Source organism: Pontibacter chitinilyticus, from assembly GCF_039748935.1.
GTDB lineage: Bacteria > Bacteroidota > Bacteroidia > Cytophagales > Hymenobacteraceae > Pontibacter > Pontibacter chitinilyticus.
In genome coordinates, this window is record NZ_JBDIZJ010000002.1 from 426,588 (window position 1) to 451,563 (window position 24,976).

Below are 24,976 nucleotides of genomic sequence, written 5' to 3' on the forward strand. Positions count from 1 at the left end.
CAGAAGGATAAGTATAAAATTGCGTGCAGGAAAGTATAGTGCACCAGTCTGATGCTCAGATGATCTACAGTTCTTTGCGCAGGCGGGCAACGGGTATGTTGAGCTGCTCGCGGTATTTGGCTACTGTCCGGCGGGCGATGTTGTACCCTTTCTCGTTGAGTATCTGCTCTATCTTTTCGTCCGAAAGGGGCTTCCGTTTGCTTTCACCGTCAATGATCTCTTTGAGGATGTGCTTCACTTCGCGGCTGCTGGCGTCCTCGCCTGAGTCAGTGGCGATGCCTTCGGAGAAGAAGTACTTGAGCGGGTAAATACCGAACTCTGTTTGTACGGCTTTGCTGTTGGCCACACGGCTCACGGTGCTGATATCCATCCCGATCTCCTCGGCAATATCCTTCAGGATCATCGGGCGCAGTTCACTTTCATCGCCTTCCTGAAAAAAGTCGTGCTGGTATTTGATGATGGCCTCCATCGTGCGCAGCAGTGTGTTCTGGCGCTGGCGGATGGCGTCGATAAACCATTTGGCCGCATCGAGCTTCTGCTTTACAAATGTTACCGTCTCCTTCAGCTTCTTGTCCTTCTTGTCCGACTTATCATAGGCATCGAACATATCGGCATAGGAACGGCTGATGCGCAGGTCCGGGGCATTGCGCGAGTTAAGCGACAGCTGCAACTCGCCGTTGGTATTGGTAAGTATAAAATCCGGGATGATGTACTGGATGCGCGTCATGCCGGCCCCGGCGCCTCCTGGTTTGGGGTTCAGGCGGATGATCACATCTACCGCTTTCTTCAGTTCCTCTTCCGAAATATTAAACTTCGACTGAATCTTCTGGTAGTGCTTCTTGGTAAACTCGTCAAAGCTCTCCTCCAGAATGCGTTCGGCTAGCACAGTGGTGGCATCCTGGTCGCGGCGGTGCAACTGCAGCAGCAAACACTCAGGCAGGTCACGGGCAGCAATGCCGGCGGGGTCAAAGGTCTGCACCATGTGCAATACCATTTCTACCTCCTCTTCGGTGGTTTCGATGTTCTGAGAAAAAGCCAGGTCGTTGACAATCGCACTCAGGTCGCGACGAATATAGCCGTCGCTGTCGATACTGCCGATCAGCTGCATGCCGATGCTATACTGCTTGTCGTCGAGGTTCAGAAAGCCCAACTGATCCAGCAGCGCGTCGGTAAGGCTGGTCGCCATGGCAATCGGCATCTCACGGTCTTCTTCATCGCCGCCGCGGTCGCCCTGCATTTTATAGCCGCTGATCTCGTCGTCGTTCAGGTAATCGTTGATGTCAACGTCCTCGTTGTTGCCGTAGTCATCCTCGCCGCTGTCGTAGTCGTCCGAGTCGTTGTATTCGTCGGCTGTTTCCTCGCGGCCCTCTTCCAAGGCCGGGTTTATTTCCATTTCTTCCTTTATGCGCATCTCCAGCTCGGCCGTAGGTATCTGGAGCAGCTTGATAAATTGTATCTGCTGCGGCGATAACTTCTGGGATAAAAGCTGTCTTAAATCGAGTCGCTGCATATAGGTTTATACGAGAAATTGCGCTAAAATCTGCACCTTCAAATTTAGGATAATTTTACTCGCATTTACAAAAAAGGTTAAAATATCGTTACTTTGAGGGATTTTAAACGCCAGGAAGCAAATGTCAGCTTACTAACGTGGCCTTAAGCTGCACCGAAAGTTTAATCCTGCCCGCAAAGTCGGAAAGCAACAGGCTTGCTGTTGCTGCAGGCGCTGGCTCCCTAACGTACGGGCTGCAGGCTACGAAAAGGTTTGGGCGGATAGCGGCCGCCTCAGTTTTAATTTATACATTTAAAGTCATCTGCCTTTTCCTGAAGCGGGAGGCGATAACAACCATTATACATGCAACGCACAAAAGTAAAAGATCTGCTACAAGGGGCCGAAGTAGGCAACACAGTATTGCTGAAAGGCTGGGTGCGCACCAAGCGCGGCAACAAGTATGTGAACTTTATCGCCGTAAACGACGGCTCCACGATACACAGTCTGCAGGTAGTAGCTGACGCTGAGAAGTTCAGCGAAGAGGCCCTGAAGGACGTGACCACGGGCGCTGCCATTGCCGTAACCGGCGAACTGGTAGCTTCGCAGGGCAAGGGACAGGCCTTTGAGGTGCAGGCCACGAGCATTGAGGTGCTGGGCAAAGCCGACCCGGAAGCATATCCGCTACAGAAAAAGGCACACTCGCTGGAGTTCCTGCGCGAGATCGCCCACCTGCGCTTCCGCACCAATACTTTCGGCGCGGTGTTCCGGGTGCGCAACACGCTGGCCTTTGCCGTGCACAAGTTCTTCAACGAGAAAGGCTTTGTGTACATGCACACGCCGATCGTAACGGCTTCGGATGCAGAAGGTGCCGGCGAGATGTTCCGCGTCACCACTTTAGACCCGATCAACCCGCCGCGCAACGAGGATGGCAGCGTAAACTATGCCCAGGACTTCTTCGGCAAAGCCACGAACCTGACGGTATCCGGACAGCTGGAGGGCGAACTGGCCGCCATGGCTTTCAGCGACATCTATACTTTCGGACCGACTTTTAGAGCTGAGAACTCCAACACCACGCGCCACCTGGCTGAGTTCTGGATGATTGAGCCGGAGATGGCTTTCTACGACCTAAAAATGAATGCTGACCTGGCCGAAGAATTTATCAGGTACATCATCCGCTACGCGCTGGAGCAGAACCGCGCCGACATCGAGTTCCTGGGCCTGCGCCTGGCCGAAGAGGACAAGAGCAAGCCGCAGCAGGAGCGCCAGGAAATGACGCTACTCGAGAAGCTGGAGTTTGTAGTGAACAACAGCTTTGAGCGCGTGACTTATACCGAGGCCATTGACATTCTGGTGAACTCTAATCACTACAAAAAGAAGAAATTTCAGTACGACGTTAGCTGGGGCATCGACCTGCAGAGCGAGCACGAGCGCTACCTGGTAGAAAAGCACTTCAAAAAGCCGGTGATCGTAACCGACTATCCGAAAGACATTAAAGCTTTTTACATGCGCCTCAACGACGACGGCAAAACCGTTGCTGCCATGGACATCCTAGCCCCGGGCATCGGCGAAATTGTGGGTGGCTCGCAGCGGGAGGAGCGTCTGGATATTCTGGTAGAGCGTATGAAAGGCGTAGGTATTCATGAGGAAGACCTGTGGTGGTACCTGGATACCCGCCGCTTCGGCAGTTGTCCGCACGCCGGCTTTGGCTTGGGCTTTGAGCGCATGGTGCAGTTCGTGACGGGCATGGGCAACATCCGCGATGTGATCCCTTTCCCAAGAACGCCGCAGAACGCAGAGTTTTAAGACTCATTTATACTTACAGAAGAGCCCGGCTATACTTTAGCCGGGCTCTTCTATTTAGCTTCCTTTATCCTTGCAATGATTTCTATACTTCCGAACACGGCAGATCATCAGCATAGCTGCACCAGGCAACAATGGCTACTGCGTATCAGCGAAGCAGTAGCGCGGAGAAGGTGAAGTTCAGGTAAAAGTGGTCGGGCTTTACAGCTGGCATGTCCCTGACCATGGTTTTACTTTGCGGCTCCTGCCAGGTCACGTCATCAAAACAATAACTGTAACCGGAGTCGATGCCCAGGCGGTATTCCCTTGCTTTCAGGTTCTCTTTCTTTCCGAGGCGGTATTGAAACCTCGCCCCGAAAGTGGCTGATTCGGCACCTGTACTGGTTTGCAGCACAACAGCCCGGCTGTTTGCAGCAGGGTTTGTGAAGAGGTCGTTAAAAGCAGGCGCCCCTCCGGTGTTGGAATTATAGGTAAACCGCATATCATTTATGCGCAGGCCGGCCAGCGCCATCAGCTGCACGCGGTTAGTGGTCAGGAGAGAGTAGTAGAGCGTGGAGCCAGCGGAAAAGGTATTCAGCTTGAGCATGGTATTGGTATTGTATACGCTCCCCCAGATGATGTCCCCAGGTTAACATCTGCTGACAAGCCAAAGCCACCATTAAATCCAGCATACACGCTCAGGTTAATAACCGACAAGGTACCGTCCAGTTGCCCGATCTCCAGCACCTGCAAACGGCTATTCAGCGCTTTTAAATTCATATCGGCAACGCCGGCACCAATGGTAGCCCCAAGGCTGCGCAAGACAAGCTTGCCGGGAGCAGCAGGGTATACGTCCTTTGTTTGAGCCTGCAATGGCGAATAGCCAATAAACAGCACACTGCATAACAGCCATAAACGGTGCGTTGTTTTCATCATAGATAGGTTGGTTACAGAGTTGATTTGGCCGAAAACAGGCACGTTACCTGCCGGTTGGCAAGTATAGTTTATTTTATACTTGCTACAGCTAAACACCTGGTATTATACTGATCTCGATTGTAGATAGCCGAAATAACACGGCATGTAGCACGCCCACAATCCGGCTCGTGCAGCAAACTGGATGCGTTCTGATATGGGGCATCCTAGCATTGGGGTACGCTCATTTCAAAATCATCCCTTAGAGCATGACAACACTTAATTCTGTGAGCTACACTGCTGATTTATATACTTTGGCCAAATATTTGTACGTTATAAAGGTATACATTTCAAGCCTTTAACTTATGCGTAAATCAATTCTAACCTTGCTCTTTTTAGGCTTGTTTGCCACCATGGCGAGCGCCCAGAAAGAGTTTGCGAACCTTGACCTGCCGCTGCGCCACCCTGAAGATCTGGTGACGGTAGCAGATGGTGACGGCAACGTATGCATATATTTCTTCCAGAATGGCAAGCTGAACTTTAGCTTGCTGGGCCCCAACGGGCAGCAGTTGGCACAACACGAGATTCCCTACCGCTTTTCGCAGGACCCACAGGTCCTGGGCACCCGCGTAACTGATGATGAGTTTGTTTTTTACAGCCGCTACACCAATGGCCGGCATGAGTACGTACGCCCGTTTGCCATCAACCGGAACACGGGTGCTTTCCGCAGTTTGCAGGACCAGGAACTGGACATAAAGCGCGGTGAAACGTTTGTGGGTGGCTTCGGCAACGACAACCACTTTTACATGCTGTACACGGATAAAAAGGATAACCTGTACCTGTACCGCGATGCCGAAGACGATATGGCGCACCTGGACCTGCAGGTGTTTAAACCAGATATGCCGAAAGTGCGCGACCGCTACGGCCGCCTGGCAGACCTGATCTATGTGCACCCCGACTTGGAGCGCACCGTGTACACCGGCTATCACCGCAGTAAGATCTATACCCACGGCGATCAGGTATACCTGGTGTTCGACGGCTACGATCTAAAAGGGAAAGGCAACAAAGCCACCACCGAGATCCTGACGCTGGACTGGAACACCGGTAAAACAAGCTACCGCACGTTGCCGGAGATCGTGCAGAAAAAAGGGCCCAGCTTCAACTCGTTCCTGAACGATAACATCCTGTTTCGGGTACACCTGGAGCGCGACCAACTGAACCTGACTGCTTACGATTTCAACACGCTGCAGCCGCTCAAGGAGTATAACTATAGTGGTGACGAGGAGATTACGATCAAATCAACGCCGGTGCGCCAGCGTGGTACCAAAGGGCTGTTCTCTTCTGATAATACCGTGATCGAGAAAACTTCGAAGGTGATGAAAAATCTGGCCAGCGGCGTACCAGCCATTACGGTTGATAAGTTCAGCGACAACAGCATTCAGCTGACGATCGGCTCTTATCAGCCACCATCGGATGGCCGCAACGGCGACCAAGACTATAGCCGCCTGGTGCGCACCCCTGACCGCTATTACCAGACACGCCGTGGCTTGGTGATGATCCCGGGCCGCTGGACGCCGGCTTATACCATCCCGAGCTATTACCTGAACTCGCCTTACTACAGCCGCTACTTCTACGATCCGATGGGCCAGAAAAGCAATTTCCCGACAGGCCCGGGCGTAAGCACCTACTTCCGGTCTATCCTGGACAGCAACAGCCTGGCCAAGGTAGAGAGCGAGAAAGCGCCCGTTCTGCTGCAGGACAAACTCGAAAAGTATGAGGACGACCTGAAGCAGGAGCCGGAATACCAGACGGTGTACCGCTACGGCGATAAGCTACACTATGGCTATTACGACAGGAAATCAAAGACTTTCCGCATTGTGGAGTTCTCTCAGAACCAGGAGGAGCCGCAGCCGAGCCAGCAGTAACTGCCGGTAAGTATAAATAAAAACAGCCCTGCCGGATATCCGGCAGGGCTGTTTTTATTTATACTTGATGCTGCGGATTTATTCTTTCACCATCATCTTGTTCACTTTTTCCTGCAGCGCTGGGTCTTGCTGGTAAGCCATCATCATTTGCTTATACTTGTCCAGCGCCAGGCCATCTTTTTGGATCGCTACTTCAGCTGCTTTCTGCAAGTCAGGTTGCATGTCCATGATGCGCTGGGCTATTTTATTGAAAGCAGCCATTTCTTCCGGGCTCGCCTTGAGTTCGGCCAGCTTCTGCTGCTGGTGCGCATTGGCCATTTCGTTGAAACGGTCTACGCTGAGCTTCTCTTCCTGCAGCATGCCCATCATCTTCGTTTCACTCTCCTGCTGCAAGCTCATCAGGCGTGTATTCGCCTCGGCAAACTGCTTCAACTCGGCATCGGTAAAGCTCTGCGTCTGCTGCTGCGTTGCAGGGGCAGGAGTGGGCGTGGTTTGCGCCTGGGCCACTTGGCCGAAAGAAGCGCATATAACCGTCAGTGCAGCGAGTGCCGCTGCTTTCAATTTATGTTGCATGTTCATGGGATTCTAAATTAGAAGGTAGGTAAATTAAAAAATATCTGCAGGAGTCCTGCTCCGCATAGCAGTAACTGTTGTATACCTGTTTTCTTTAAAATAGTTATTCCTCCGCCCAAAAGCGCGCTACGAAAAGATGCGTGTCACTGCAGACGCTTCTGTTTATACTTCAACTCAAGTATAAATTCACCTGAAACAAGTATAGCCGCTATCTTGTGCCCCGTTTGTTCCGCACAACTATCCGGTACAGCTATGAATCAGCAACAGGATAGCAGAAGATATGAACGTGTGCACCGTTATAGCAAGCGCCCGGAAAGGAAGAAGGGCAGAAAGCTGTTCTGCTTCCTGCCCTTCTATACTTGTATCATCCTTTAAAACTACTCTGCATCTTCATCCGGCAGAATCTCCACGTCCTGCACCAGCACAAAGTTTTCTATTTCTCTGGCTCTGGGGGTGTTTGCCAGGCCGCCTTCGGCTGTCTCTTTATACTTGCGCTCCATACTTTCGCCTACTTCGCCAAGCGCTGCCACACATTGGTCCACCGGTATAACTGCGTTTACGCCGGCTATGGCTAATTGGGCCGAGGAGAAAGCAATAGCGGCCGCACTGGCATTGCGCACAATGCAGGGCACTTCTACCAGGCCCGCTACCGGATCGCACACCAGGCCCAGCATACATTGTATGGTAATCGCAACTGCCGTAAACACCTGCTCGATGCTGCCACCCAGGCAGTACACTATAGCGCCTGCTGCCATGGCCGCCGCACTACCTGTCTCGGCCTGGCACCCGCCTACAGCACCAGCCAGCGAGGCATTCTGCTCAATGATCAGGGCTATGCCGGCCGCCACCAGCAGGCCCTCGTGTATCTTTCTGTCGTCGAGGTGGTGAAGTTCCTGCAGCGTGGTGAGGGTGCCGGGCAAAATACCCGAGGCACCAGCCGTGGGAGCAGCCACTACACGGCCCATGCACGAGTTTACCTCCTTGGCCCCGAGCGCCCGCGACACCAGCATCTGAAACTCCGGCGACAGCACCGTTACCGGCGACTTAGCCACCTTTTTGGCCCCGTTGTTCACCATACCTGAGCGCGAACGCATGTCTTCGGTCAGGCCAGTGTGCACGGCGTCTTTCATCACCTCATAGGCTTTGGCAATGTTTTCCCAGATAAAGGCTTCGGTGCGATCCTTCTGCTCTATTTCGTACTCCAGCACAGGCTTGTACAGCGGCTCGCCTGCCGTAAGGCAGTGGCTTTCCCAGCTTTTAAAATCGTTGAATAACAATGACATCGCTTTACTTTGTTTTGATTCCGCTGCCTCTCTGTCAGCTCCAGGGGCCAAAGATAGCTAATTTAACCCGGCTCCCTGTTGCTGCTATAAGAACAAACTTCGCGCCCGGAAACGTTCTAAAACAACCTGCTTGTGCCGCTTAAAGCAGCAGAATGAGAACGTGCCAGGCCAATCCCTCCGAATTTACCTGAACGGAGATTCGTCCAATTGCCTGTCGGGAGCAGCAGGCGCGAAATGCCTGGTATACGCATCAACCTGTGCTCGCCTGCCACGTTTAAAATGGGAAAACAAACTTACTATATTTTGAATATAAAGAAGAAACTGTACGAAGCCGTCATACAACTGGAGCAGGAGCTGGATGCAGGCAGAGAACAGCTGAAAGAAAATCTGCACCTGCTGCGGCCGGTCATGATTTTGCCCTTTTACGGTTACAACTCCGATACCTATGTATACCTGAAAGGCCGGGTAATAGAGAAAGACAAGAAACAGGACGATGCAGATGAAGAAAATTCCGGCGAGCAAAGCCTTCGTATGCTGCGCCGTTTTGCTTTAAGTGCTATTCCGCATGCCCGGCTCACGGCCTCTTTTGCCGGCATGCACCTGGAAGTGGAAACGAATAAAGAAGGTTACTTTGAGGCGGAGTTCACTTCCGATACGCCGATAAATTACCAGGAAAACGGCTTCTCAGTGAAGCTCCGGCTGCTGGAGCGCAGGACAGAGGAGGATGAAATAGAGACAGAAGGGCGCCTGTTTGTGCCGGAGAAGGATGCCTGCTTCGGCATCATCTCTGATATGAACGACACTGTGCTAGTGGCTGATGCCGCTAATTTTCTGAGCCAGCTCAAGCGTTGAGCAGGAACACCAAAGGGACAGCAAAAGCAGAAAGAAGATGAGTAGCAGCCACCTATACCCAACAGCATGAGCAACACCAAACGTATCGCCATCCGCGTGTATGGCAAAGTACAAGGCGTCTTTTTCCGGGCCAGCACCCAGGAAAAAGCGGAAGAACTGGGCCTCACCGGCTTCGTTCAGAACGAGCCCGACGGCAGCGTATACTTAGAAGCCGAAGGAAACGACGAAGCCCTGCAACAACTGCAGCAGTGGGTACACCAAGGACCCAGGCGCGCCCGCGTAGAAAAGGTAGAGGTGGAGGAGCAGGAGGATATAGCCAACTTTAAGGAGTTTGAGCAACGGCGGTGAGGGGAAGCATTAGGAACATGTATACCTATACATTAACTTTATACTATACTGACAACTCTTTCTTACAACTTAATGAGCACTAGAATCCTTCACTGTTCAACTTCTGTTGAAAACTATACTATTTGTATTGAACAAAGAGTCGCAGGATTCTCCAATAGAGGGCCACAGCCTGGTAATATAATTTATCTGGCTGTAAAAGTGGGGAAGAGAACCTTCTGTGGTGCTCGGTTTAAGTTGGATGCTATAACAGATTACAAGCCTTGGCCTGATGGGGAGCGATATGCTCAAGCCCTCACGATCAAAGAATTAGAATTTTGCCAGCCATTTGATATAGCTATTTTATCTGAACCCGGCGGGAAGCATTGGGCCATAAAATACCTGCAAGGCTCCAAGCCAATCCAGGATAGGGCGGCACTCCAACTGCTAGATCAGGAATTCAGAAGAAACAAAACAGCGCATTTTATACCATTTGAAACAGGTGGCGAAAGCACTGAAGGAGGGAGTCCTGCAGTAACACCTGAAAGCTCAGTACATGAGCCCACTCCAACCCGCGATTCCATTAAAATTCAGGCACTGCTCGCACAAATTGGTGAGCGCATGAAGTATAAGGTATGGATTCCGAAAAATGATAGAAGTAGAGTACTGGAAGTTTGGCAGCCAAAAAGAGATTCTATGCTGCAGGACCTGCCCTTAAACTATGACAACGACACCTTAAAAACAATTGAGAATATTGACGTGCTCTGGATAAAAGGTCACTCAATCGTGCGCGCTTTCGAGGTAGAGCATACAACCTCTATTTATTCTGGTATTCTACGCATGGCAGACCTGATGGCGTTACAACCTAATCTTAATATCAAAGCACACATTGTTGCTCCTCTTGAGAGACAAGATAAAGTAATGCGAGAATTATCAAGACCAGTTTTCAAGCATATACTTGCCCCTTTATGTTCGTTCATTTCCTACGATTCTGTTGAAGAATTGGCAAAAGAGAAACGGTTAGAATACATGTCAGATGCTGTTTTGAATGAACTCTCTGAACATGTAGATAATTTAATAATTTAACGCTCCCATGCTCCGCAGCCTCTTTCAGCAAGCCCCCTTCCTCACCCCGGAGGATATTGATGCTTTTGAGCCGCTCTGGCAAAAGCGGGTGCAGCTGAGCCGGTATGATTTCCTGATCCGGCAGGGGCAGGTGGAGCAGGGTTTATACTTTGTGACCAGTGGGGCGCTGCGCATTTACTTCCCTCTTCCAGACGAAGACATCTGCGTGGGCTTTGGCTACCCGAATACGTTGCTGGTGTCTTTCCCTTCCTTTGTCGATGCGAAACCTTCGGCATACTATATCCAGGCGCTGAAAAAGAGTGAGCTGCGGGGCATCAGCAAAGCTGACTTTGTGCAACTGATGGAGCACCGGCCCAACATCAAACGGTTTTGGTACGAGCAATTAGAGAAGGCGCTGGTGGGCAAGATAGAGCGGGAGGTAGACCTGCTGCTGCCCGAACCGGAGCAGCGCCTGCAACGCATGATGCAGCGGAGCCCGCACCTGTTTCAGCACATCCCTAAAAAGTATATCGCCTCTTACCTGCGCATGTCGCCCGAAACGCTGAGCCGCCTGAGAGTATAAATCTTGATCTGCATCAAGGATTCAGATAGCTAAGGTGCTGTATCTTTGCAGTGTATCCTCTAAAACTATGAATTGTATGAACACACTTGCGCAGCTTTCCCAAACCACCAACAGCCTCTACCAGACCGTAGCTACCGAACTCGCCCCGCTCGATCTGAGCAGCCTCAACTTCAAACCCAGCCCCGATAGCTGGAGCATACTGGAGTGCCTGGAGCACCTGAACCGCTACAGCCGCTACTACAACCCCACCCTGGCCACCGCCATCAGCCGAAACACAAACGGGCAGGTTGCAGCAAGTATAAGCTATAGCTGGCTCGGCAAAAAGTCACTGGACATGGTGCGCCCGCAAAACATGAAAAAGCACAAGACGGTGAAGCACATGAACCCCAACAACAGCGCCCTGACCCGCGCCACCCTCGAAGAGTTCCTGCAGCACCAGACCGAACTGCTGCACCTGCTGGAGGAAGCGAAAGCCGCCAACCTGCACAAAAAAGCAGTACCTGTGGAGTTCTTTAAGCTACTGAAGATGCGCATTGGCGAAACGCTGGAGTTTGTGGTGCTGCACCAGGAGCGCCATGTGCAGCAGGCCCTGCGCGTAAAGCAGCAGTTGGCAAAGCAGGCGGCCGCCTAGCCAGCACCAGGCAGCCTGCTTCTGCTAAGCCAGTTGGCTATTGCCGGCGCAAGCGACAACAGGCAAAAGATGCCGGCGCTTTCGCGTATTTTCGCTTTCTTGCGCCCTCATCCGGCAAAACAGAAACAAGGCATGCGCGAGCGGGTCATTCAGTATATTTTCTTCTTTTCAGGACTGCTGTTGTTCGGCTTCGGCAACGCTATTGCCGTGAAGGTGAAGTACCTGGGGCTGCACCCATGGGAGGTGCTGCACGTGGCACTGTATCAGAAGCTGGGCTTATCCATCGGTACCTGGAGCGCCATTGTCGGTTTGCTGCTGACAGCTGTTTCCTGGTTTATAGACCGCAAATACGTCAACATCGGTACTTTCCTGAACGCACTGCTCATTGGCCCGATCATGGACTTTTTCCTGTGGCTGCAGGTGCTGCCGGAGGCAAGCCATACTTACCGCGACTTTCTGCAGCTGGCCTGTGCCATTGTGGTGGTGGGTATTGCCGGCGGTCTGTATGTTGCAGCGGGCATTGGTGCGGGGCCGCGCGATGGCTTTATGCTGTCGATGGCCGAGCGCACCGGGCTCTCTGTTGCCAAGGCGCGCATTGCCGTAGAGTTTGTGGTGATGGTAATCGGCTTTCTACTGGGCGGCCCTATTTTTGTTGCTACTTTCTTCTACTCACTTATCCAAAGTCCTATTTTCCAGGTGATGTTGCGCTACTTTAAACGACTACGCGCCACCCTCACCGGCCAGCAGGTGCCGGCTTAACCCGCCGCCTCCTGCTGGTGGTACTGCACGGCTACTTCCTGCTTCTCGCCAGTGCTGATATCAACTGTAAAGAGTTGGTGACTGTTAGTGCTGGTCACCCACAAGCGGCCATTCAGAAAGAGGATGTCGTTCGGCTCGTGCAGCCCCTCTGCCAGGGTGCGTACACGCTGCCGCTGCACATCCAGCACCTTGATCTTGCCGTTGTAAGTATCGGCTATGTATACATCACTGTCGATAACCTCCAGACCTACGCAGTGCTGTAGCAGGGCATCATCCGCATCGCCATCCACATCCCCGAAATCAAACAGGCCCCTGCCAAGCAACGTGAGCACCATACCTGTTTCCGTGTTTACGGTACGAATGGCACTGGCCTCGGCATCAGCTACATACAACACGGGGCCGTTGTGGGCGAGGCCACTGGGCTGGTTAAAAGCGGCTTCCTGCAGGAGGCCATCTGTTAACGCTTCGCGGCCACTGCCGGCAAAGCGGTATACCTGCTCCGTAGCCAGGTCCATGCGCAGAATCTGGTGGTTGCCGGCATTGGCTATGTATAAGTAGCCGCCAAGTATAAGCAGGTCCCAGGGGCTGTTGGGGTTTACGGGCTCATTCAGTTTGTCGTCCCGGAAATAATAGCCCAGTTCGCCAGTGCCAGCTGCGGTGCCGACGCGCTTCTGGCCCAGGTCTACTTTCCGGATAGCATTGTTTTTGACGTCTGCCACATAGAGTATAGCGCCGTGCAGCGCCAGGCCATGCGGCTCGTAAAAAGTTGCTTCTTCGTAGCCGCCATCGTCGAAGCCCTGGAGCCCACTGCCGATTACCTCCAGCACCTGCCCCTGCTGGTTGAGCTTCAGAATGCGGTCATGGCCGCTGTCGGAGAGATAGATGTTGCCTTCGCTGTCGCTGATGAGCTTGGAAGGGAAGTATAACGAAGTCGCCTTGGGTGGTGTTTCCATGTGGAACGGCAGCGGTTCATGGTTCAGTTCACCGTCAAACTCCTCCTTCATCTTCTGGATATACGGCTGTACTGTCTTGTACACGCCTTCGCCTGCATGCTGGCCCACCACTTTCCCGTTCGGATCGATGAGCACCACCGTTGGCCAGGCACGTATGCCATACTGGTTCCAGAGTTTAAACTCAGCATCGTTTACCACCGGGTGCTCCACGCCAAATTTATGAATTGCCTGCCGGATGGTCTCCTGCTGCTTCTCCGCATCAAACTTGGCAGAATGAATGCCAATCACCACCAGCACATCCGCATACTCTTCCTCCAGTCGCTTCAGGTCCGGCACAATGTGCTGGCAATTAATGCAGCCGAGGGTCCAGAAGTCCAGCAGCACAATTTTGCCTCTGAATTCCTTGATAGACCAGTTTCTGTCGGTATTGAGCCAGCCTTGTTTGGTGTTGATCTCTGGTGCGTTTACGCGTCCGGTGAGCATAGTATAAGTTTGTTTTAGCGTGAGGTGTTTGCTCTATCTGTTACAGGTTTCTAGTAAGATTGGTTTTATCACCTGAAAACGAGTCACTAATCTAATTGTACCAGGCATGCACCGCTACTCAAGCTGCTTTAGGCAGTACCAGCTGATCCCGGCCAACCACCCCTACCCCTCCTTATCTAAGGAGGGGTAGGGGTGGTTGGATAAGGTAGCCCACAATAAACTACCAGTGCCCGCAACATGCACACCTTCTGCAAGCGCTGCCCCTCTCGCACCAACAATCCCGCAATTTTGTTGTAAATTTGTATAAACAGCTGCAACAGCATGGCAGAAACCTATACATCAGACTTCGGCACGATCCTGCTTTTCTTGATCGGGGGGGCTATTTTTGTGGTGATTGGCCTGTTTACAGCCCGACTGATCCGCCCGAACAACCCAAACCCGGAGAAGCTGGCCACCTACGAAAGCGGCGAGGAACCGATTGGCAACGCCTGGATACAGTTTAACCCGCGCTTTTATGTGGTGGCGCTCATCTTCATCATTTTTGATGTGGAACTGGCCTTTTTGTTTCCATGGGCTACGGTGTTTGGCCGCCGCGAACTGATAGAAGCAACAGACGGTGCCTGGGGTTGGTTTTCGCTGGCAGAAATGTTCTTTTTTATAGGGGTGCTGGTGCTGGGCCTGGCCTATGCCTGGGCCAAAGGCCACCTTGACTGGATAAAGCCAAAACCCATATTGCCGCAGAGCCGCTCAAAAATACCGCTAAGCGTGTACGAGCAAGTGAACGCCCGGCAAGCGCCACGCGTTTATAATACAGCTGCATCAAACCAGGAGCAGGTATAAAGGGCATCTGGCCAATTCGAAACTTATAATTTGCAAAGAACTTGAATTTACCGCAGGAGAAGACAGGAGAAGGCGGCGTAGCTATTACTAAGCTGGACGATCTGCTCAATTGGGCGCGACTCACCTCGCTGTTCCCGATGGGCTTTGGCCTGGCTTGCTGCGCTATTGAGATGATGGGAGCCTATGCTTCGGGCTACGACCTGGACCGCTTCGGCATTATACCAAGAGCCTCGCCGCGGCAATCGGATGTGATGATTGTGGCGGGTACCGTTACCTTTAAAATGGCCGACCGCGTGCGCCGCCTCTACGAGCAAATGCCGGAGCCGCGCTACGTGATCTCGATGGGCAGCTGCTCTAACTGCGGCGGCCCTTATTGGGAGCACGGCTACCATGTGGTAAAAGGTGTGGATAGGATTATACCTGTGGATGTGTATGTGCCCGGTTGCCCACCCCGGCCGGAAGCGCTGATTGGCGGTTTTCTGCAGCTGCAGGAGATCATCCGCAAAGAAACCATACGTGCGCCACGAGCGGTGCAGCAGATCATGGCCAAACGCGCGCAGCAGGGCCAACCTGTGGCTGATGCTGATAAAAAGCCAGAAAGCCCTGTAGAAGCATAAAGCCCGGCCATACTTGCTGCCAGGCTTTACAAAAACTGCCTTTTTCCTCCGGATATTCCTTTCCGTGCTACGCTTCGTTGTCTTGCCGGGGCGCTGTGCGGCTATACTCTTTCAGGTAGATGTTGAAGGTGGTGCCCATGCCGGACTTGCTTTCTACTGCTAAGCTGCCGCCGTTTCGTTCTACCATGTTTTTCACCAGGTATAGTCCCAGGCCGTTGCCTTCGGCCACATCCGTAAAGCGCTTAAAGGGCTTAAACAGGTCATGGCCGTAGCGCTCCAGGTCGATGCCGATGCCATTGTCCGATACCCGCAGTAGCACCGTATGCTGTTCACGCTCGGTGTGCAGGTGAATGACGGGCGGGCGGTGCGGCGATCTATACTTGAGCGCGTTCTGCACAATATTCCGGATAATGCTGACCAGGTATGCCTCCACATACACGATGGTGGCTGCTTCCTGAAATTCGCCGGTAAGCTGTCCGTGCTGCGCTTGCAACTCCCCGGCAAACTCCTCCTGCAGGGCAGACAGCACTTCTGCAAACCGTATTTCCTGCGTTCCGCGGTCGCCTTTTGCCTGGAACTTCACAATGCTCAGCAAACCTGTTACTGTCAGGTCCAGCTTCTTCACAGAAGTATGAATCCGTGAAAAGCTTTCCTGTTGCAAAACAGGGTTGTGCTGCTCCTGCTGGTGAAGCTGCAGCAAGGCTTTCAGGTTATTGATCGGCGATTTGAGGTCGTGGGCGGCGAGGCGCACAAAGCTGTCCAGCGTCTCGTTTACTTTAATCAGAGCCGTGTTGCGGCTGGCAGTTTCTTCGAGGGTATGCTGCAGGCTGCTTTTTGAATTTTTACGGAAAGTAATATCGGTCAGCAGGAATGCGGTGCCTTCTGCCAGCGGATGGATGCGCACCTCCAGCCAGCGGCCTTTTGCCTGGAACTCATACGTGCGGGCCAGTTCGTCTTTCTGCGAGAGGGCAATGCGCGATTGGAGCGCCTTAAAAGCAGCGGCAGGCAGGGCCTCCTGCAACAGCTTGCCATTCACCTGCTTGCTTATCAGCCCCAGGATCTGCAGTGCACGGGCATTTACAAAGGTGAAACGCAGGTGGTGGTCCAGCACAGCAAAGCCCTCGGCCATACTACTAACCACAGCCGTTAACTGGCCGCGCAAACGCGCGAGCTCCACATTGGCTTTCACCCGCGCCTTCAGCTCCCGCGCATAAAAAGGTTTGATCAGGTAATCATCGGCGCCGGCCTCCATCCCTTCAGCACGGGCCTCTTCGCCGGCCCTGGCCGACAACAGCATCACCGGCAGCAAGCGCGTATGCTCATCGCTGCGGATCTGCTGCAGCAACTGAAAGCCATCTACGTGGGGCATCATCACATCTGAGATCACAAGCGCCGGATGATGCTTTTGGATCGCCTCCCAGGCGGCAACACCATCGGCAGCGGTCTGTATCTGGTAGTCCTGCCGGAGCTCGCGCTGGAGGTAGTGCAGCATGTCATCGTTATCGTCTACGAGCAGCACCAGCGGCTTTTCTGCAGCGTCCGACTGCCATTCCGGTTCGGGCACAGACCGTTTATACTTATAGGTTGAATTTACATCTGCGACCCAGTTGCGGTAGGTTTCGGAGCTTGTGGTAGGCATCTCCGCTGCTGGCACAGGTGCTAGCTGATCAGCAGGCAGGTGGGCTTTGCCCAGTGGTAGGGCTACCGTAAACGTGGTGCCTTCTCCCGCTGTGCTGGCAACGCTAACTGTGCCGCCATGCAATTTAATGAGCTCCTGCACCAGTGCCAGGCCAATGCCAGAGCCTTCGTGCGTGCGGCCCGTTACCCCCTCTATGCGGTAAAAGCGCGAGAAGAGCTGTGGTATTTCCCCGGCAGCTATTCCTATACCTGTATCAGCCACCGTCAAAACCGCCTGCTCTCCATCCTGCCGCAGCCGAATACTAATCTGGCCTTCAAATGTAAACTTAAGGGCGTTCGACAGCAGGTTGAACAGGATCGTTTCCCACATCTCTACATCCACGTATACCTGCTCCGTTAACCGGGGGCAATCTACGGTAAAGGCCAACCCGGCCGCTTGTGTGGCCGCACGGAATGAAGCCGCCAGGTCGGTAGTCAGCTCAGCAATATTTACAGGCTGAAAGTTTGCCTTCAGCCGCCCGGCCTCGGCCCGGGCATAGTGCATCAGGTTATTAACCAGCTTTAGCAGGCGCTGCCCGTTGCGCTCTACCAGGGCCAGCTCTTCCAGCGCCTCTGCCGGCAGGTCTGTTTGCTGCAGCGCCCGAAGCGGACCCAGCATTAGGGTGAGGGGTGTCCGGAACTCGTGACTGATGTTGTGGAAAAAGTGTGTTTTGGCTTTGTCGAGGGCGGCCAGGGCCTCGGCTCTTTTCTGCTCCGCCTCATAGGCCAGCGCATTGGCAATGGCCCGCCCGGCATGGTCTGCAACCAACGTGTAAAAGGATGTATACCCCTCATCTACAGACCTGCGTGGGCTAAAGCCCGTTACAAGCACAGCATACGGCAGTTGGCTGGCATCCTGCCCAACCCGTGCCACCGGCAACACCAAAGCCTGCGCCGGAGACTCCGGCCAGGCTCCACCCGGCAGCTCGCCAAAGCGCTCCTGCAGGTCTGCTACAAGGATCGGTTTGCCGGTTGTCGCTACTTGTGCCAGCGGCCACGGCCAGGCGGCGGCGTCCTTTTTCAGGCTGACCGTGGCAGGACTTGCCACTCCTCCCGCCTCTAAACCTGTTATGCCGGCCAGTGTGGCAGTTTCTCCCGAGGCATTCAGCAGGTAGAGGAGGGCAAAGGGCACGTCGCGCGGGTTGGTAGCTAAAGAGGTCGCCACTGCCTGACAGGCTAGTGCTGGTGTATGCGCCTGCGCGGTACTTGCGGCCAGGTGGCTCAGCATCGCCAGCCGCCGATGGTTTACCACATCCGTCGTGGTTTCGATGGCAGTGGCGTAAATGCCGCCTACTTCGCCGGCTTCGTTGTAAATGGGGCTGTGGGAGAATGTAAAGTATGCTTCCTCAATAAAGCCGCGCCGGTTCGGCAGCACCAGCTGGTCTTTAAAATAAGTAGTTTCGCCGGCTCTCACCTGGTCGAAAATAGGCGTCAGGAAGTCCCACATCTCAGCCCACCACGGATACGCCGGCTCACCCAGGGCGCCCGGGTGCTTGGTTTGCATGATGGCGGCGTAGCCGTCGTTGTAGAAGTGGATCAGCTCCGGCCCCCAGTGGATCATCATCGGAATTTTGGAGGAAAGCATGATGCTAACAGCGGTGCGCAGGCTCTGCGGCCACTTTTCTACAGGGCCGAGCGGTGTTTGGGCCCAGTCTAACAGCCGGATGCGCTCACCCATTTCGCCGCCGCCTCTGAAAAAAGTTTGGGTAGGTATACTCTTTGATTGCATCTTGCCTTCAGCTGTTAAGCTGCTCTTCCTGATAGGGTCGCTATCCTCCTTGATGTTTAACTAACGTTTGTTAGTTACGCGAGAGGTACTAACCTGATTTAAAATTAACATTTTTTCCCAAACAAAGAAAAGGTGGCCGCCATCAATCTATTGGCAGCCTGCTGTTAGTGCTGCATAAAGATGGTTTGCACTAGGCCTTTGCCAAACTAATGTGTATTTTTGAAGGAGTACCGGAAAGGCTTTTGCGGCGCAGGATTTTGTTGCAGGAGCTATACCACCAAGAAGCGATAAACCGTGACGTTCGAGGAGTTAAGAGATTTTATAGTGGTGCAGTTTGGGCCGGAAGTTATACTTGCCGAAAAAGCAGATAACCTGCAGCCGTACCTGGTGCTATCGCCCGGGCGCCTGCCCGACGTGTGCCTGGCCCTGCACGACAACGAACAGACCTACTTCGATTACCTCTCCTGCCTCACAGGTCTGGACAATGGCCCTGAGGCGGGTACCATGGAGGTGGCGTATACGTTATACTCTATCCCTTACGACCACCACCTGACGCTGAAAGTACAGGTGCCGCGTAACACACCGGAGCAGCCCATGCCGGAAGTACCCACCGTAAGCCATATCTGGCGCACCGCCGACTGGCACGAGCGCGAGATATTTGATCTGCTGGGAATTGCATTTACAGGCCACCCTGACCTGCGTCGCATCCTCTGCGCCACCGACTGGGAAGGCCACCCGCTCCGAAAGGATTATGAGTTGCAGGATTACTACCACGGCATTAAAGTCCCTTTCGACCAGCACAACGAGTTCAACGGCTTTAAAGGCGAGCCGCAATGGCTGATTACAAAACCAACACCTTTTTCGGATAAGCGGGAAAAGCCGGAGTAGGGTATAGTGACTATACTTGCTGCTGATGCTAAACTTTATACTTCCGGCTATACTTGGCGTATGCTTTTTTACACTTGATAGCTGTGGTCTATACTTTGGCAGGCAAGCTATCCTTACTAGTTGCTGTTTGATACTTTACGAGACAGGCTATACTTGCTAGTTGCCGTTCTTCCTCAGTTTTATACGTGTCCCGTTTCATCTTTGGCTTTGGTGCGCTCTAAGCCCGCGAGGGCACGTCCTGGGGGTGCAGGGGCCCCCGACAAGGGCATTGCGCGGTGGCGTGTACCTGCGCTGGCGCGCTGCCCTGCGGGCACCGGAACCCGCCAAGGCGCTCCACCCAAGGACTGGAAGCTTTCTCATAGCTGCTGCTTATACTTAAGCTCAAGTATAAATCTCATACTTCTACTTCTTTGCTTTTTTCTCCTGTTATCCTGGAAAGGTCTTGGTAGAAGGGAAATCCTGATTAGCCAGAACTACAACGCTTATACTTAAGCCAAAGCGACTACAGGCTCCCCTCCTTAGACAAGCGAAAACGCGAGTTCGAAACTTGCGGGCGCAGCTCTGAGGGGCAGGGGTGGTTGGACCCGGCATGAAAAAAAAGGCTGTCGGTTATACTTCTCACAAGCTCTACTTTATACTCTACTGCACGTTCTTGAAAAACGTAGGAGAGTTACCGTAAAGCGGCGTACGGCCATCCCACTTCTCTATGAACTGTTGCTGAATGAGCAGGGGCGTGAGCGTACGCTGGCGTAATTCATTGGCTTTAGCTTCGGCCTCGGCTTCTACGATCTTTTTACGGGCTTGCGCCTCAGCCACTTTCAGTTCATTCTCTACCTGCATGGCCTGCTGCACAGCCTGGTTTTTCAGATTCACAGCCTGCACGATCACTTCCGGGTATTGCAGGCCGCTGGTCATCTGCTCCAGGGCAAAGCCTTCTTTGTGCAGGGCATCGCCGAGGGCCTGCTGCACCTTGTCTTCAAAGCTCTGGCGGTTCGAGATGATGCTGTCGGTGCTGTACTGGTTAAACTGTATCCGGAAAGCATCGCGGGTGTAGTTGTAGAGCGTCGTCTCGGTGATTTGGCCGATTTCTTTGCGGTACTTGCTGAAGATCTGCGGACTGTGGCCGGGCAGCACCTGGAACGAGATGGTTGGGTCGACGGTAAAAACAGAGCCATCCTTCGCATTTACAGTAAAGGGCGCATAGTCCACGGTCTGCACAAAGGTCGGAAACTGGTATACTTCTTCGGTAAATGGGTTATACCACACGCGCCCTGTTACCAGGCTCACGTCCTGTACGCCTTTGTCGGTGCCATACAGTTTTACTAAAATGCCCTCGTGGCCAGCGTCAATGCGGGTACAGGATTGGGTCATAGTGATGGTAAGGGCGAGCAGGAGCACAAAAGAGAGGCTCCAGGTAAAGATCTGTCGGTTCATTTAAGCGTTGAGTTTAGAGAAAGCATAGCGGATCACAAAGAAATTGGCTGCAGCCAGCACGCCCAGCAGGAGCAGTCCTCCGGCCACGGCCAGATCAGATGGCTGCCGCACCAGCGAGGCGATCTGCGTAAAGGTCAGGATATCAACCAGGAGCAGCAGGGCAATCAAGAGGAGATATTGGAATTTCATAAGGAAGTAAATTGCAAAGGCAATATACTTAAAACCTTTAATTTATGTACTTTTTTAAAGGCTATCACCAACTATAAAGGCCAGGCTTCAAAAGCCTTTCGGTGGAGCGAGCTTTTAGCTTGTGCTTTTGCCTGTTTCTTAAAGATTGAAAGTACGAGCTGCAAGCTCGCACTAGCGGAGATGAAAGAGGATCGGTTCTTGCGGCGTTACAATGGACTATGGCTAAGCATTCTTTTCGCTGGCACGGGTTTGCAGCCTTCTCCTATCTCATAACCTTTTAGAAAAAGCACGCCATAACCTTCCATTCAAAAACATACCGCCAGTTTAAGCGCAGTGGTAAAGTATGGCAGCCAGTTTGTGATTGGCATAAGTATAGTAAAAGCCTAAGTATAGTTTACAAATTACACACCTTTACAAACCGGCTTCATGCCCTTGCCACAAGTTGCACCGGCGCTAAACTTGTAGCAAGGGCATGACAACTGCCAAGTTATATTGAACCTGATTTTCTAAAACAGGCATTTTACATGTAAAACATGCTCGCTCCCAACAGTTTACCAAACGGCTATCCTATCCTGCTTCGGCACATACATTTTATCTCCCGGCTGTATATTGAATGCTGAATAGAAAGCGGGGGTATTCATCAGAGGACCGTTAACACGCCACATAGGAGGTGAATGCGGGTTGTTGTTTATCCACAAACGCAGAAACTCATCTTTCATTTTTACTCTCCAGATCTTGGCCACAGATATAAAAAACCGTTGGTCTGGAGTAAAGCCACCAATTCTTGTCGTATCCTGTCCTTCAGGGGTCATTTTAAATGCATCATAGGCAACCGCCACTCCGCTGACATCCGCGGTATTTTCGCCTACTGTCATTGCACCTTTGATATGCAGGGTATCTAATACGGTAAATGAACTGTACAGATCGATGACCTGTTGGGTCTTCGCTTTAAACTTTTCATAATCTTCTTTGGTCCACCAGTTTTTCACGTTTCCATTCTTATCAAACTGAGCGCCCTGGTCGTCAAAAGTATGGGTCATCTCGTGTCCTATAACCATTCCGATGCCTCCGTAGTTGAGGGCATCATCAGCATCATTATCGAAATAGGGAGGCTGTAAAATACCCGCTGGGAAAACCATTTCATTCGCCGAAGGGTTATTATAAGCCGTAACGGTGGAAGGAGTGGTGAACCATTCCTGCTTATCCACCGGCTGCCCTAATTTGGCCAATTCATATTGATATTGGCCTCCCGAGGCGGAAACTACATTGGCAAAATAGTTATCCCGTACAATAGGTACCGTACTGTAGTCCTTCCATGTATCGGGATAGCCGATTTTCTTTGTGATGGCAAACAGTTTTTCTTTGGCTTTTTGTTTTGTGCTGTCGCTCATCCAGTCAAGCTTGTCAATTCTTGCTGCATATGCTTTTTGCACATTGTTCACCAAGTCCAGCATCCGTTTCTTGGCAGATTCAGGAAAATATTTCTTCACATACAACTGCCCCAAAGCCTCACCCAGCAAATTATCCACCGCACTGGTCAACATCTCACCGCGTGATTTTTGCACCGCTTGCCCTGACAGCACTTTGGTAAGCTCAAACTGCGCATCCACAAAGGGCTTGCTCAGGTCATCCGCATAGTTACTCATTGATCGGGCTTTCAAATAAACCTTCCAGTCTTCAACAGGTATGGATTGGAGGAGTTTGTTCAATTGCTCATAATAGGCAGGCTGCATCACATCGATAGAATCAGTTTTTGCCCCTAAACCACGGAGCACCTGTTGCCACCCGATAGCAGGTTGTCTCTTTGCAAGATCGGAAACGGCCAGCTTATTGTAATTCGCTTTAACATCCCGAAGTTCAACTCTTGTTCTATGTGAGGCGGCAATTTGCTTTTCGATGTTGTAAACCAAATTCGCCTCTTTTACTGCCGCTACGGCATCCTTACCGGTAAGCTCAAATAAGGTGGCCAGGTATTTTTTGTACGCTTCCTGGATGCCGAGCGTGGATGGATCTGTTTTAAAATAATAATCCCTGTCTGGAAGCCCGATTCCTGTTTGGTAAACCTGGGCAATATTCATACTGCTGTTTTTGTCATCAGGGCCTACGCCAAAACCCACAATAGAAGTATTGTAAACTTTCGATTCATCAGCCACAAACTTCATTAAGGACGGAATATCGCTGATGGCATCTATGCGTGACAGTATGGGCTTGATAGGGTCATAGCCCCGCCGGTTTATAGTTAGGGTATCCATCCCTGACGCATAAAAGTCCCCTACTTTTTGCCCAATGCTACCCGCCGGGTTGTTACCGAGAGAGACACTATCCAATATGCCTTGCAGACGAATCCTTTGCGGGTAATTCATAAACATATAAGCACCTACGCCTGCCTGCGTAGAAGGTATTTGGGCAGAATCGTACCAGATGCCATTCACATACCGGAAAAAATCGTCTCCGGGTTGGAGCGTAGCGTCTATACCCTGTATCGCGACACTTTTGCCCTCTGGCTGCGTTGTGCAGGCCTGTATGGTGAGCAGCGCACCAAAAAGGATCACAAGATTTTTCGTAGTGAACATATTCCTGTTAAGAAAGAGTGAATGAATTTACTAAGATAAGAATTTTAGAATGATAGGCTGTTTAAAGTATGTTCTTTCCATTCGGAAACATCCCAAATCAGAAACAAAATGTGTTTAGAAGGTAGGCTAACGTACTTGGCCATAAGGCGGCGCAGCTGGCTTATGGGTGTGGTTATGCTTCGTTTTTATTTTGCTTTAGTGCTTCAAACTTTTCAGACATCTCTTTCAATTTGTTGTTCTTCTCTTCGAGCCTTTTAAGTGTCCTTTCTGAGGGTTTAATAATCTCTTCAAAAAAATTAAATAGTTTTTTAAATCCTGTATTTAGCTCAGAGAAGTGAATAATTGCTATTGCTGAGGGACAATAATTTTTTGCAAACACAGAACATACAAATTCTATATCTTTATTGAAGGACTTAAGTTTTTTATTAAGATTTTCCCTGCCATACTTGCTAATAAAATCATCAAATATCTTGAGGTTAAAATCTTCTAAGCTCTTTCCTGTATTATTATTTAAAATAAGGCAATCTTCTTTAGTACTTATCTCATCTATAGACTTTGATTTTTTGATATCTTCTATACTCACATTTTCCTTCAAGCGAAATAAGTTCGCAGTAGTTACTATGATTGGTGTAGGATAAAAAACCATATCAATATTACCTAAAAGTTTTTCGTATTGATGTTCCATCCCAATGACAACTTTTTCTGCCATTGCGTAGCTTAACTGATATATTGCTTGGCTAATTGTTTTGGGATTTTGTCCATCCGATGTTATTTCTATCCCTTTCCCGCAGAGAGGTGCTAAAGGCTCATACTCTAAATCTCGAAACTTATGAAAATCCGTAAACGCATCAACGGGATTTATAAAGGAATAAGGTTTTACTTCTTGAAAGCCTTCATAATTTTCAGGAGTGAAAATCCAATTTGTGGAAGGGTCTCGATATTTACACTCTATCATTAACTCAAAGAAGTGTGAACCTTTGATGAAAGACGCATCTATATCATATGAGAATTCATTAAGAATTTGATTCTCATCCTTTCTCAAGTAAGTGTATTCAAACGTGCTTAAACAACCATAATTATCGAGAAGCCTTTTTACTTCATACTCAAGTGGGACGCTTGATTTCAACAAAAAATCCTTCCATTTGCTTGAGCTATCCTTCATAGATTCATTATTTGAAATTGAGCATAACTTGTTCCTAAACGTAACCCACTACGTTTAGCCTACCAAATATAACCAATAACCGTAACTGAACTAACGGTTATACTATATAAATTAGCTACAATATAATAGGCCGGAACCAACTTCGAGCGACGCAGGAAGCGGCAGTAGTTTCTATCTTAAATGCCTCAAGCCGCACACAGGAAAGGCACAGGCAACAAACCCCTTCCTAATTCCCTCATTTTTCCGATCTTGCAGC

22 protein-coding genes are annotated in these 24,976 nt (G+C 51.2%); 11 read left to right on the top strand and 11 right to left on the bottom strand.

Annotated features, from left to right (window positions below):
• Positions 1–64: 64 nt before the first annotated feature.
• Positions 65–1,510 carry an RNA polymerase factor sigma-54 gene (gene rpoN, locus ABDW72_RS05395; protein WP_347157436.1) on the bottom strand — a complete coding sequence of 482 codons (1,446 nt, stop codon included), beginning with the start codon at positions 1,508–1,510 and terminating at the stop codon, positions 65–67.
• 342 nt (positions 1,511–1,852) lie between these two features.
• On the opposite strand from rpoN, the gene asnS reads away from it, so the two are divergent.
• Positions 1,853–3,292: an asparagine--tRNA ligase gene (gene asnS / locus ABDW72_RS05400; protein ID WP_347157437.1), complete on the top strand. Its 1,440-nt coding sequence runs from the start codon at positions 1,853–1,855 to the stop codon at positions 3,290–3,292.
• 145 nt (positions 3,293–3,437) lie between these two features.
• On the opposite strand, the gene ABDW72_RS05405 is transcribed toward asnS, so the two are convergent.
• A complete protein-coding gene (locus tag ABDW72_RS05405) occupies positions 3,438–3,875 on the bottom strand; it encodes a hypothetical protein (protein WP_347157438.1) in 438 nt (145 codons plus the stop codon).
• Positions 3,863–4,204: a hypothetical protein gene (locus tag ABDW72_RS05410; RefSeq protein ID WP_347157439.1), complete on the bottom strand. Its 342-nt coding sequence runs from the start codon at positions 4,202–4,204 to the stop codon at positions 3,863–3,865. The genes ABDW72_RS05405 and ABDW72_RS05410 overlap by 13 nt, the downstream gene beginning before the upstream one ends.
• A gap of 341 nt (positions 4,205–4,545) precedes the next feature.
• On the opposite strand from ABDW72_RS05410, the gene ABDW72_RS05415 reads away from it, so the two are divergent.
• Positions 4,546–6,105 carry a hypothetical protein gene (locus ABDW72_RS05415; RefSeq protein ID WP_347157440.1) on the top strand — a complete coding sequence of 520 codons (1,560 nt, stop codon included), beginning with the start codon at positions 4,546–4,548 and terminating at the stop codon, positions 6,103–6,105.
• Between the two features lie 78 nt (positions 6,106–6,183).
• Here the strand turns inward: ABDW72_RS05415 and ABDW72_RS05420 are convergent, their stop codons facing one another.
• Both ABDW72_RS05420 and sdaAA read right to left on the bottom strand, forming a co-directional pair.
• Complete coding sequence (locus ABDW72_RS05420; protein WP_347157441.1) at positions 6,184–6,684, bottom strand: DUF4168 domain-containing protein; 501 nt, start codon at positions 6,682–6,684, stop codon at positions 6,184–6,186.
• Between the two features lie 371 nt (positions 6,685–7,055).
• Complete coding sequence (sdaAA, locus tag ABDW72_RS05425) at positions 7,056–7,961, bottom strand: L-serine ammonia-lyase, iron-sulfur-dependent, subunit alpha (RefSeq protein WP_347157442.1); 906 nt, start codon at positions 7,959–7,961, stop codon at positions 7,056–7,058.
• Positions 7,962–8,240: 279 nt separating this feature from the next.
• Between sdaAA and ABDW72_RS05430 the strand changes: the two genes are divergently transcribed.
• The 6 genes from ABDW72_RS05430 (at position 8,241) to ABDW72_RS05455 (ending at position 12,175) form a co-directional block, all read left to right on the top strand.
• The gene (locus ABDW72_RS05430; protein ID WP_347157443.1) at positions 8,241–8,813 is read left to right on the top strand and encodes a hypothetical protein; all 573 of its coding nucleotides are present in this window, start codon (positions 8,241–8,243) and stop codon (positions 8,811–8,813) included.
• A gap of 66 nt (positions 8,814–8,879) precedes the next feature.
• On the top strand, positions 8,880–9,161 hold the full coding sequence (locus ABDW72_RS05435) for an acylphosphatase (protein ID WP_347157444.1): 282 nt from the start codon (positions 8,880–8,882) through the stop codon (positions 9,159–9,161).
• Positions 9,162–9,233: 72 nt separating this feature from the next.
• Entirely contained in the window at positions 9,234–10,223 is a 990-nt protein-coding gene (locus tag ABDW72_RS05440) for a hypothetical protein (protein ID WP_347157445.1), read from the top strand.
• A gap of 7 nt (positions 10,224–10,230) precedes the next feature.
• On the top strand, positions 10,231–10,785 hold the full coding sequence (locus ABDW72_RS05445; RefSeq protein WP_347157446.1) for a Crp/Fnr family transcriptional regulator: 555 nt from the start codon (positions 10,231–10,233) through the stop codon (positions 10,783–10,785).
• A gap of 76 nt (positions 10,786–10,861) precedes the next feature.
• A complete protein-coding gene (locus ABDW72_RS05450) occupies positions 10,862–11,416 on the top strand; it encodes a DinB family protein (RefSeq protein WP_347157447.1) in 555 nt (184 codons plus the stop codon).
• Positions 11,417–11,485: 69 nt separating this feature from the next.
• A complete protein-coding gene (locus ABDW72_RS05455) occupies positions 11,486–12,175 on the top strand; it encodes a YczE/YyaS/YitT family protein (RefSeq protein ID WP_347157448.1) in 690 nt (229 codons plus the stop codon).
• Here the strand turns inward: ABDW72_RS05455 and ABDW72_RS05460 are convergent.
• The gene (locus ABDW72_RS05460; RefSeq protein ID WP_347157449.1) at positions 12,172–13,611 is read right to left on the bottom strand and encodes a thioredoxin-like domain-containing protein; all 1,440 of its coding nucleotides are present in this window, start codon (positions 13,609–13,611) and stop codon (positions 12,172–12,174) included. The genes ABDW72_RS05455 and ABDW72_RS05460 overlap by 4 nt on opposite strands.
• 321 nt (positions 13,612–13,932) lie before the next feature.
• Between ABDW72_RS05460 and ABDW72_RS05465 the strand changes: the two genes are divergently transcribed.
• A complete protein-coding gene (locus ABDW72_RS05465) occupies positions 13,933–14,451 on the top strand; it encodes an NADH-quinone oxidoreductase subunit A (protein ID WP_347157450.1) in 519 nt (172 codons plus the stop codon).
• Between the two features lie 41 nt (positions 14,452–14,492).
• Entirely contained in the window at positions 14,493–15,068 is a 576-nt protein-coding gene (nuoB, locus tag ABDW72_RS05470) for an NADH-quinone oxidoreductase subunit NuoB (protein ID WP_347157451.1), read from the top strand.
• Between the two features lie 67 nt (positions 15,069–15,135).
• Here the strand turns inward: nuoB and ABDW72_RS05475 are convergent, their stop codons facing one another.
• A complete protein-coding gene (locus ABDW72_RS05475; protein WP_347157452.1) occupies positions 15,136–18,474 on the bottom strand; it encodes an ATP-binding protein in 3,339 nt (1,112 codons plus the stop codon).
• Positions 18,475–18,768: 294 nt separating this feature from the next.
• Here ABDW72_RS05475 and ABDW72_RS05480 point away from each other — a divergent pair, with 294 nt between their 5' ends.
• Positions 18,769–19,362, top strand: a complete 594-nt coding sequence (locus ABDW72_RS05480) for an NADH-quinone oxidoreductase subunit C (RefSeq protein ID WP_347157453.1) — start codon at positions 18,769–18,771, stop codon at positions 19,360–19,362.
• Positions 19,363–20,001: 639 nt separating this feature from the next.
• Here ABDW72_RS05480 and ABDW72_RS05485 read toward each other — a convergent pair.
• The 4 genes from ABDW72_RS05485 to ABDW72_RS05500 all read right to left on the bottom strand — a co-directional run bounded on the left by ABDW72_RS05485 (position 20,002) and on the right by ABDW72_RS05500 (position 24,720).
• Positions 20,002–20,796: an SPFH domain-containing protein gene (locus tag ABDW72_RS05485; protein WP_347157454.1), complete on the bottom strand. Its 795-nt coding sequence runs from the start codon at positions 20,794–20,796 to the stop codon at positions 20,002–20,004.
• Positions 20,797–20,985, bottom strand: a complete 189-nt coding sequence (locus ABDW72_RS05490) for a hypothetical protein (RefSeq protein WP_347157455.1) — start codon at positions 20,983–20,985, stop codon at positions 20,797–20,799. It abuts the gene before it with no gap.
• Between the two features lie 551 nt (positions 20,986–21,536).
• Positions 21,537–23,558 carry a M13 family metallopeptidase gene (locus tag ABDW72_RS05495; RefSeq protein WP_347157456.1) on the bottom strand — a complete coding sequence of 674 codons (2,022 nt, stop codon included), beginning with the start codon at positions 23,556–23,558 and terminating at the stop codon, positions 21,537–21,539.
• Positions 23,559–23,730: 172 nt separating this feature from the next.
• On the bottom strand, positions 23,731–24,720 hold the full coding sequence (locus ABDW72_RS05500; RefSeq protein WP_347157457.1) for a hypothetical protein: 990 nt from the start codon (positions 24,718–24,720) through the stop codon (positions 23,731–23,733).
• Between the last annotated feature and the right edge of the window lie 256 nt (positions 24,721–24,976).

Bases quoted from the DNA above. Each gene is read 5' to 3' on its own strand.
- rpoN (WP_347157436.1), bottom strand. From the start codon at position 1,510: ATGCAGCGACTCGATTTAAGACAGCTTTTATCCCAGAAGTTATCGCCG.
- asnS (WP_347157437.1), top strand. From the start codon at position 1,853: ATGCAACGCACAAAAGTAAAAGATCTGCTACAAGGGGCCGAAGTAGGC.
- ABDW72_RS05405 (WP_347157438.1), bottom strand. From the start codon at position 3,875: ATGCTCAAGCTGAATACCTTTTCCGCTGGCTCCACGCTCTACTACTCT.
- ABDW72_RS05410 (WP_347157439.1), bottom strand. From the start codon at position 4,204: ATGATGAAAACAACGCACCGTTTATGGCTGTTATGCAGTGTGCTGTTT.
- ABDW72_RS05415 (WP_347157440.1), top strand. From the start codon at position 4,546: ATGCGTAAATCAATTCTAACCTTGCTCTTTTTAGGCTTGTTTGCCACC.
- ABDW72_RS05420 (WP_347157441.1), bottom strand. From the start codon at position 6,684: ATGAACATGCAACATAAATTGAAAGCAGCGGCACTCGCTGCACTGACG.
- sdaAA (WP_347157442.1), bottom strand. From the start codon at position 7,961: ATGTCATTGTTATTCAACGATTTTAAAAGCTGGGAAAGCCACTGCCTT.
- ABDW72_RS05430 (WP_347157443.1), top strand. From the start codon at position 8,241: ATGGGAAAACAAACTTACTATATTTTGAATATAAAGAAGAAACTGTAC.
- ABDW72_RS05435 (WP_347157444.1), top strand. From the start codon at position 8,880: ATGAGCAACACCAAACGTATCGCCATCCGCGTGTATGGCAAAGTACAA.
- ABDW72_RS05440 (WP_347157445.1), top strand. From the start codon at position 9,234: ATGAGCACTAGAATCCTTCACTGTTCAACTTCTGTTGAAAACTATACT.
- ABDW72_RS05445 (WP_347157446.1), top strand. From the start codon at position 10,231: ATGCTCCGCAGCCTCTTTCAGCAAGCCCCCTTCCTCACCCCGGAGGAT.
- ABDW72_RS05450 (WP_347157447.1), top strand. From the start codon at position 10,862: ATGAACACACTTGCGCAGCTTTCCCAAACCACCAACAGCCTCTACCAG.
- ABDW72_RS05455 (WP_347157448.1), top strand. From the start codon at position 11,486: ATGCCGGCGCTTTCGCGTATTTTCGCTTTCTTGCGCCCTCATCCGGCA.
- ABDW72_RS05460 (WP_347157449.1), bottom strand. From the start codon at position 13,611: ATGCTCACCGGACGCGTAAACGCACCAGAGATCAACACCAAACAAGGC.
- ABDW72_RS05465 (WP_347157450.1), top strand. From the start codon at position 13,933: ATGGCAGAAACCTATACATCAGACTTCGGCACGATCCTGCTTTTCTTG.
- ABDW72_RS05475 (WP_347157452.1), bottom strand. From the start codon at position 18,474: ATGCAATCAAAGAGTATACCTACCCAAACTTTTTTCAGAGGCGGCGGC.
- ABDW72_RS05485 (WP_347157454.1), bottom strand. From the start codon at position 20,796: ATGAACCGACAGATCTTTACCTGGAGCCTCTCTTTTGTGCTCCTGCTC.
- ABDW72_RS05490 (WP_347157455.1), bottom strand. From the start codon at position 20,985: ATGAAATTCCAATATCTCCTCTTGATTGCCCTGCTGCTCCTGGTTGAT.
- ABDW72_RS05495 (WP_347157456.1), bottom strand. From the start codon at position 23,558: ATGTTCACTACGAAAAATCTTGTGATCCTTTTTGGTGCGCTGCTCACC.
- ABDW72_RS05500 (WP_347157457.1), bottom strand. From the start codon at position 24,720: ATGAAGGATAGCTCAAGCAAATGGAAGGATTTTTTGTTGAAATCAAGC.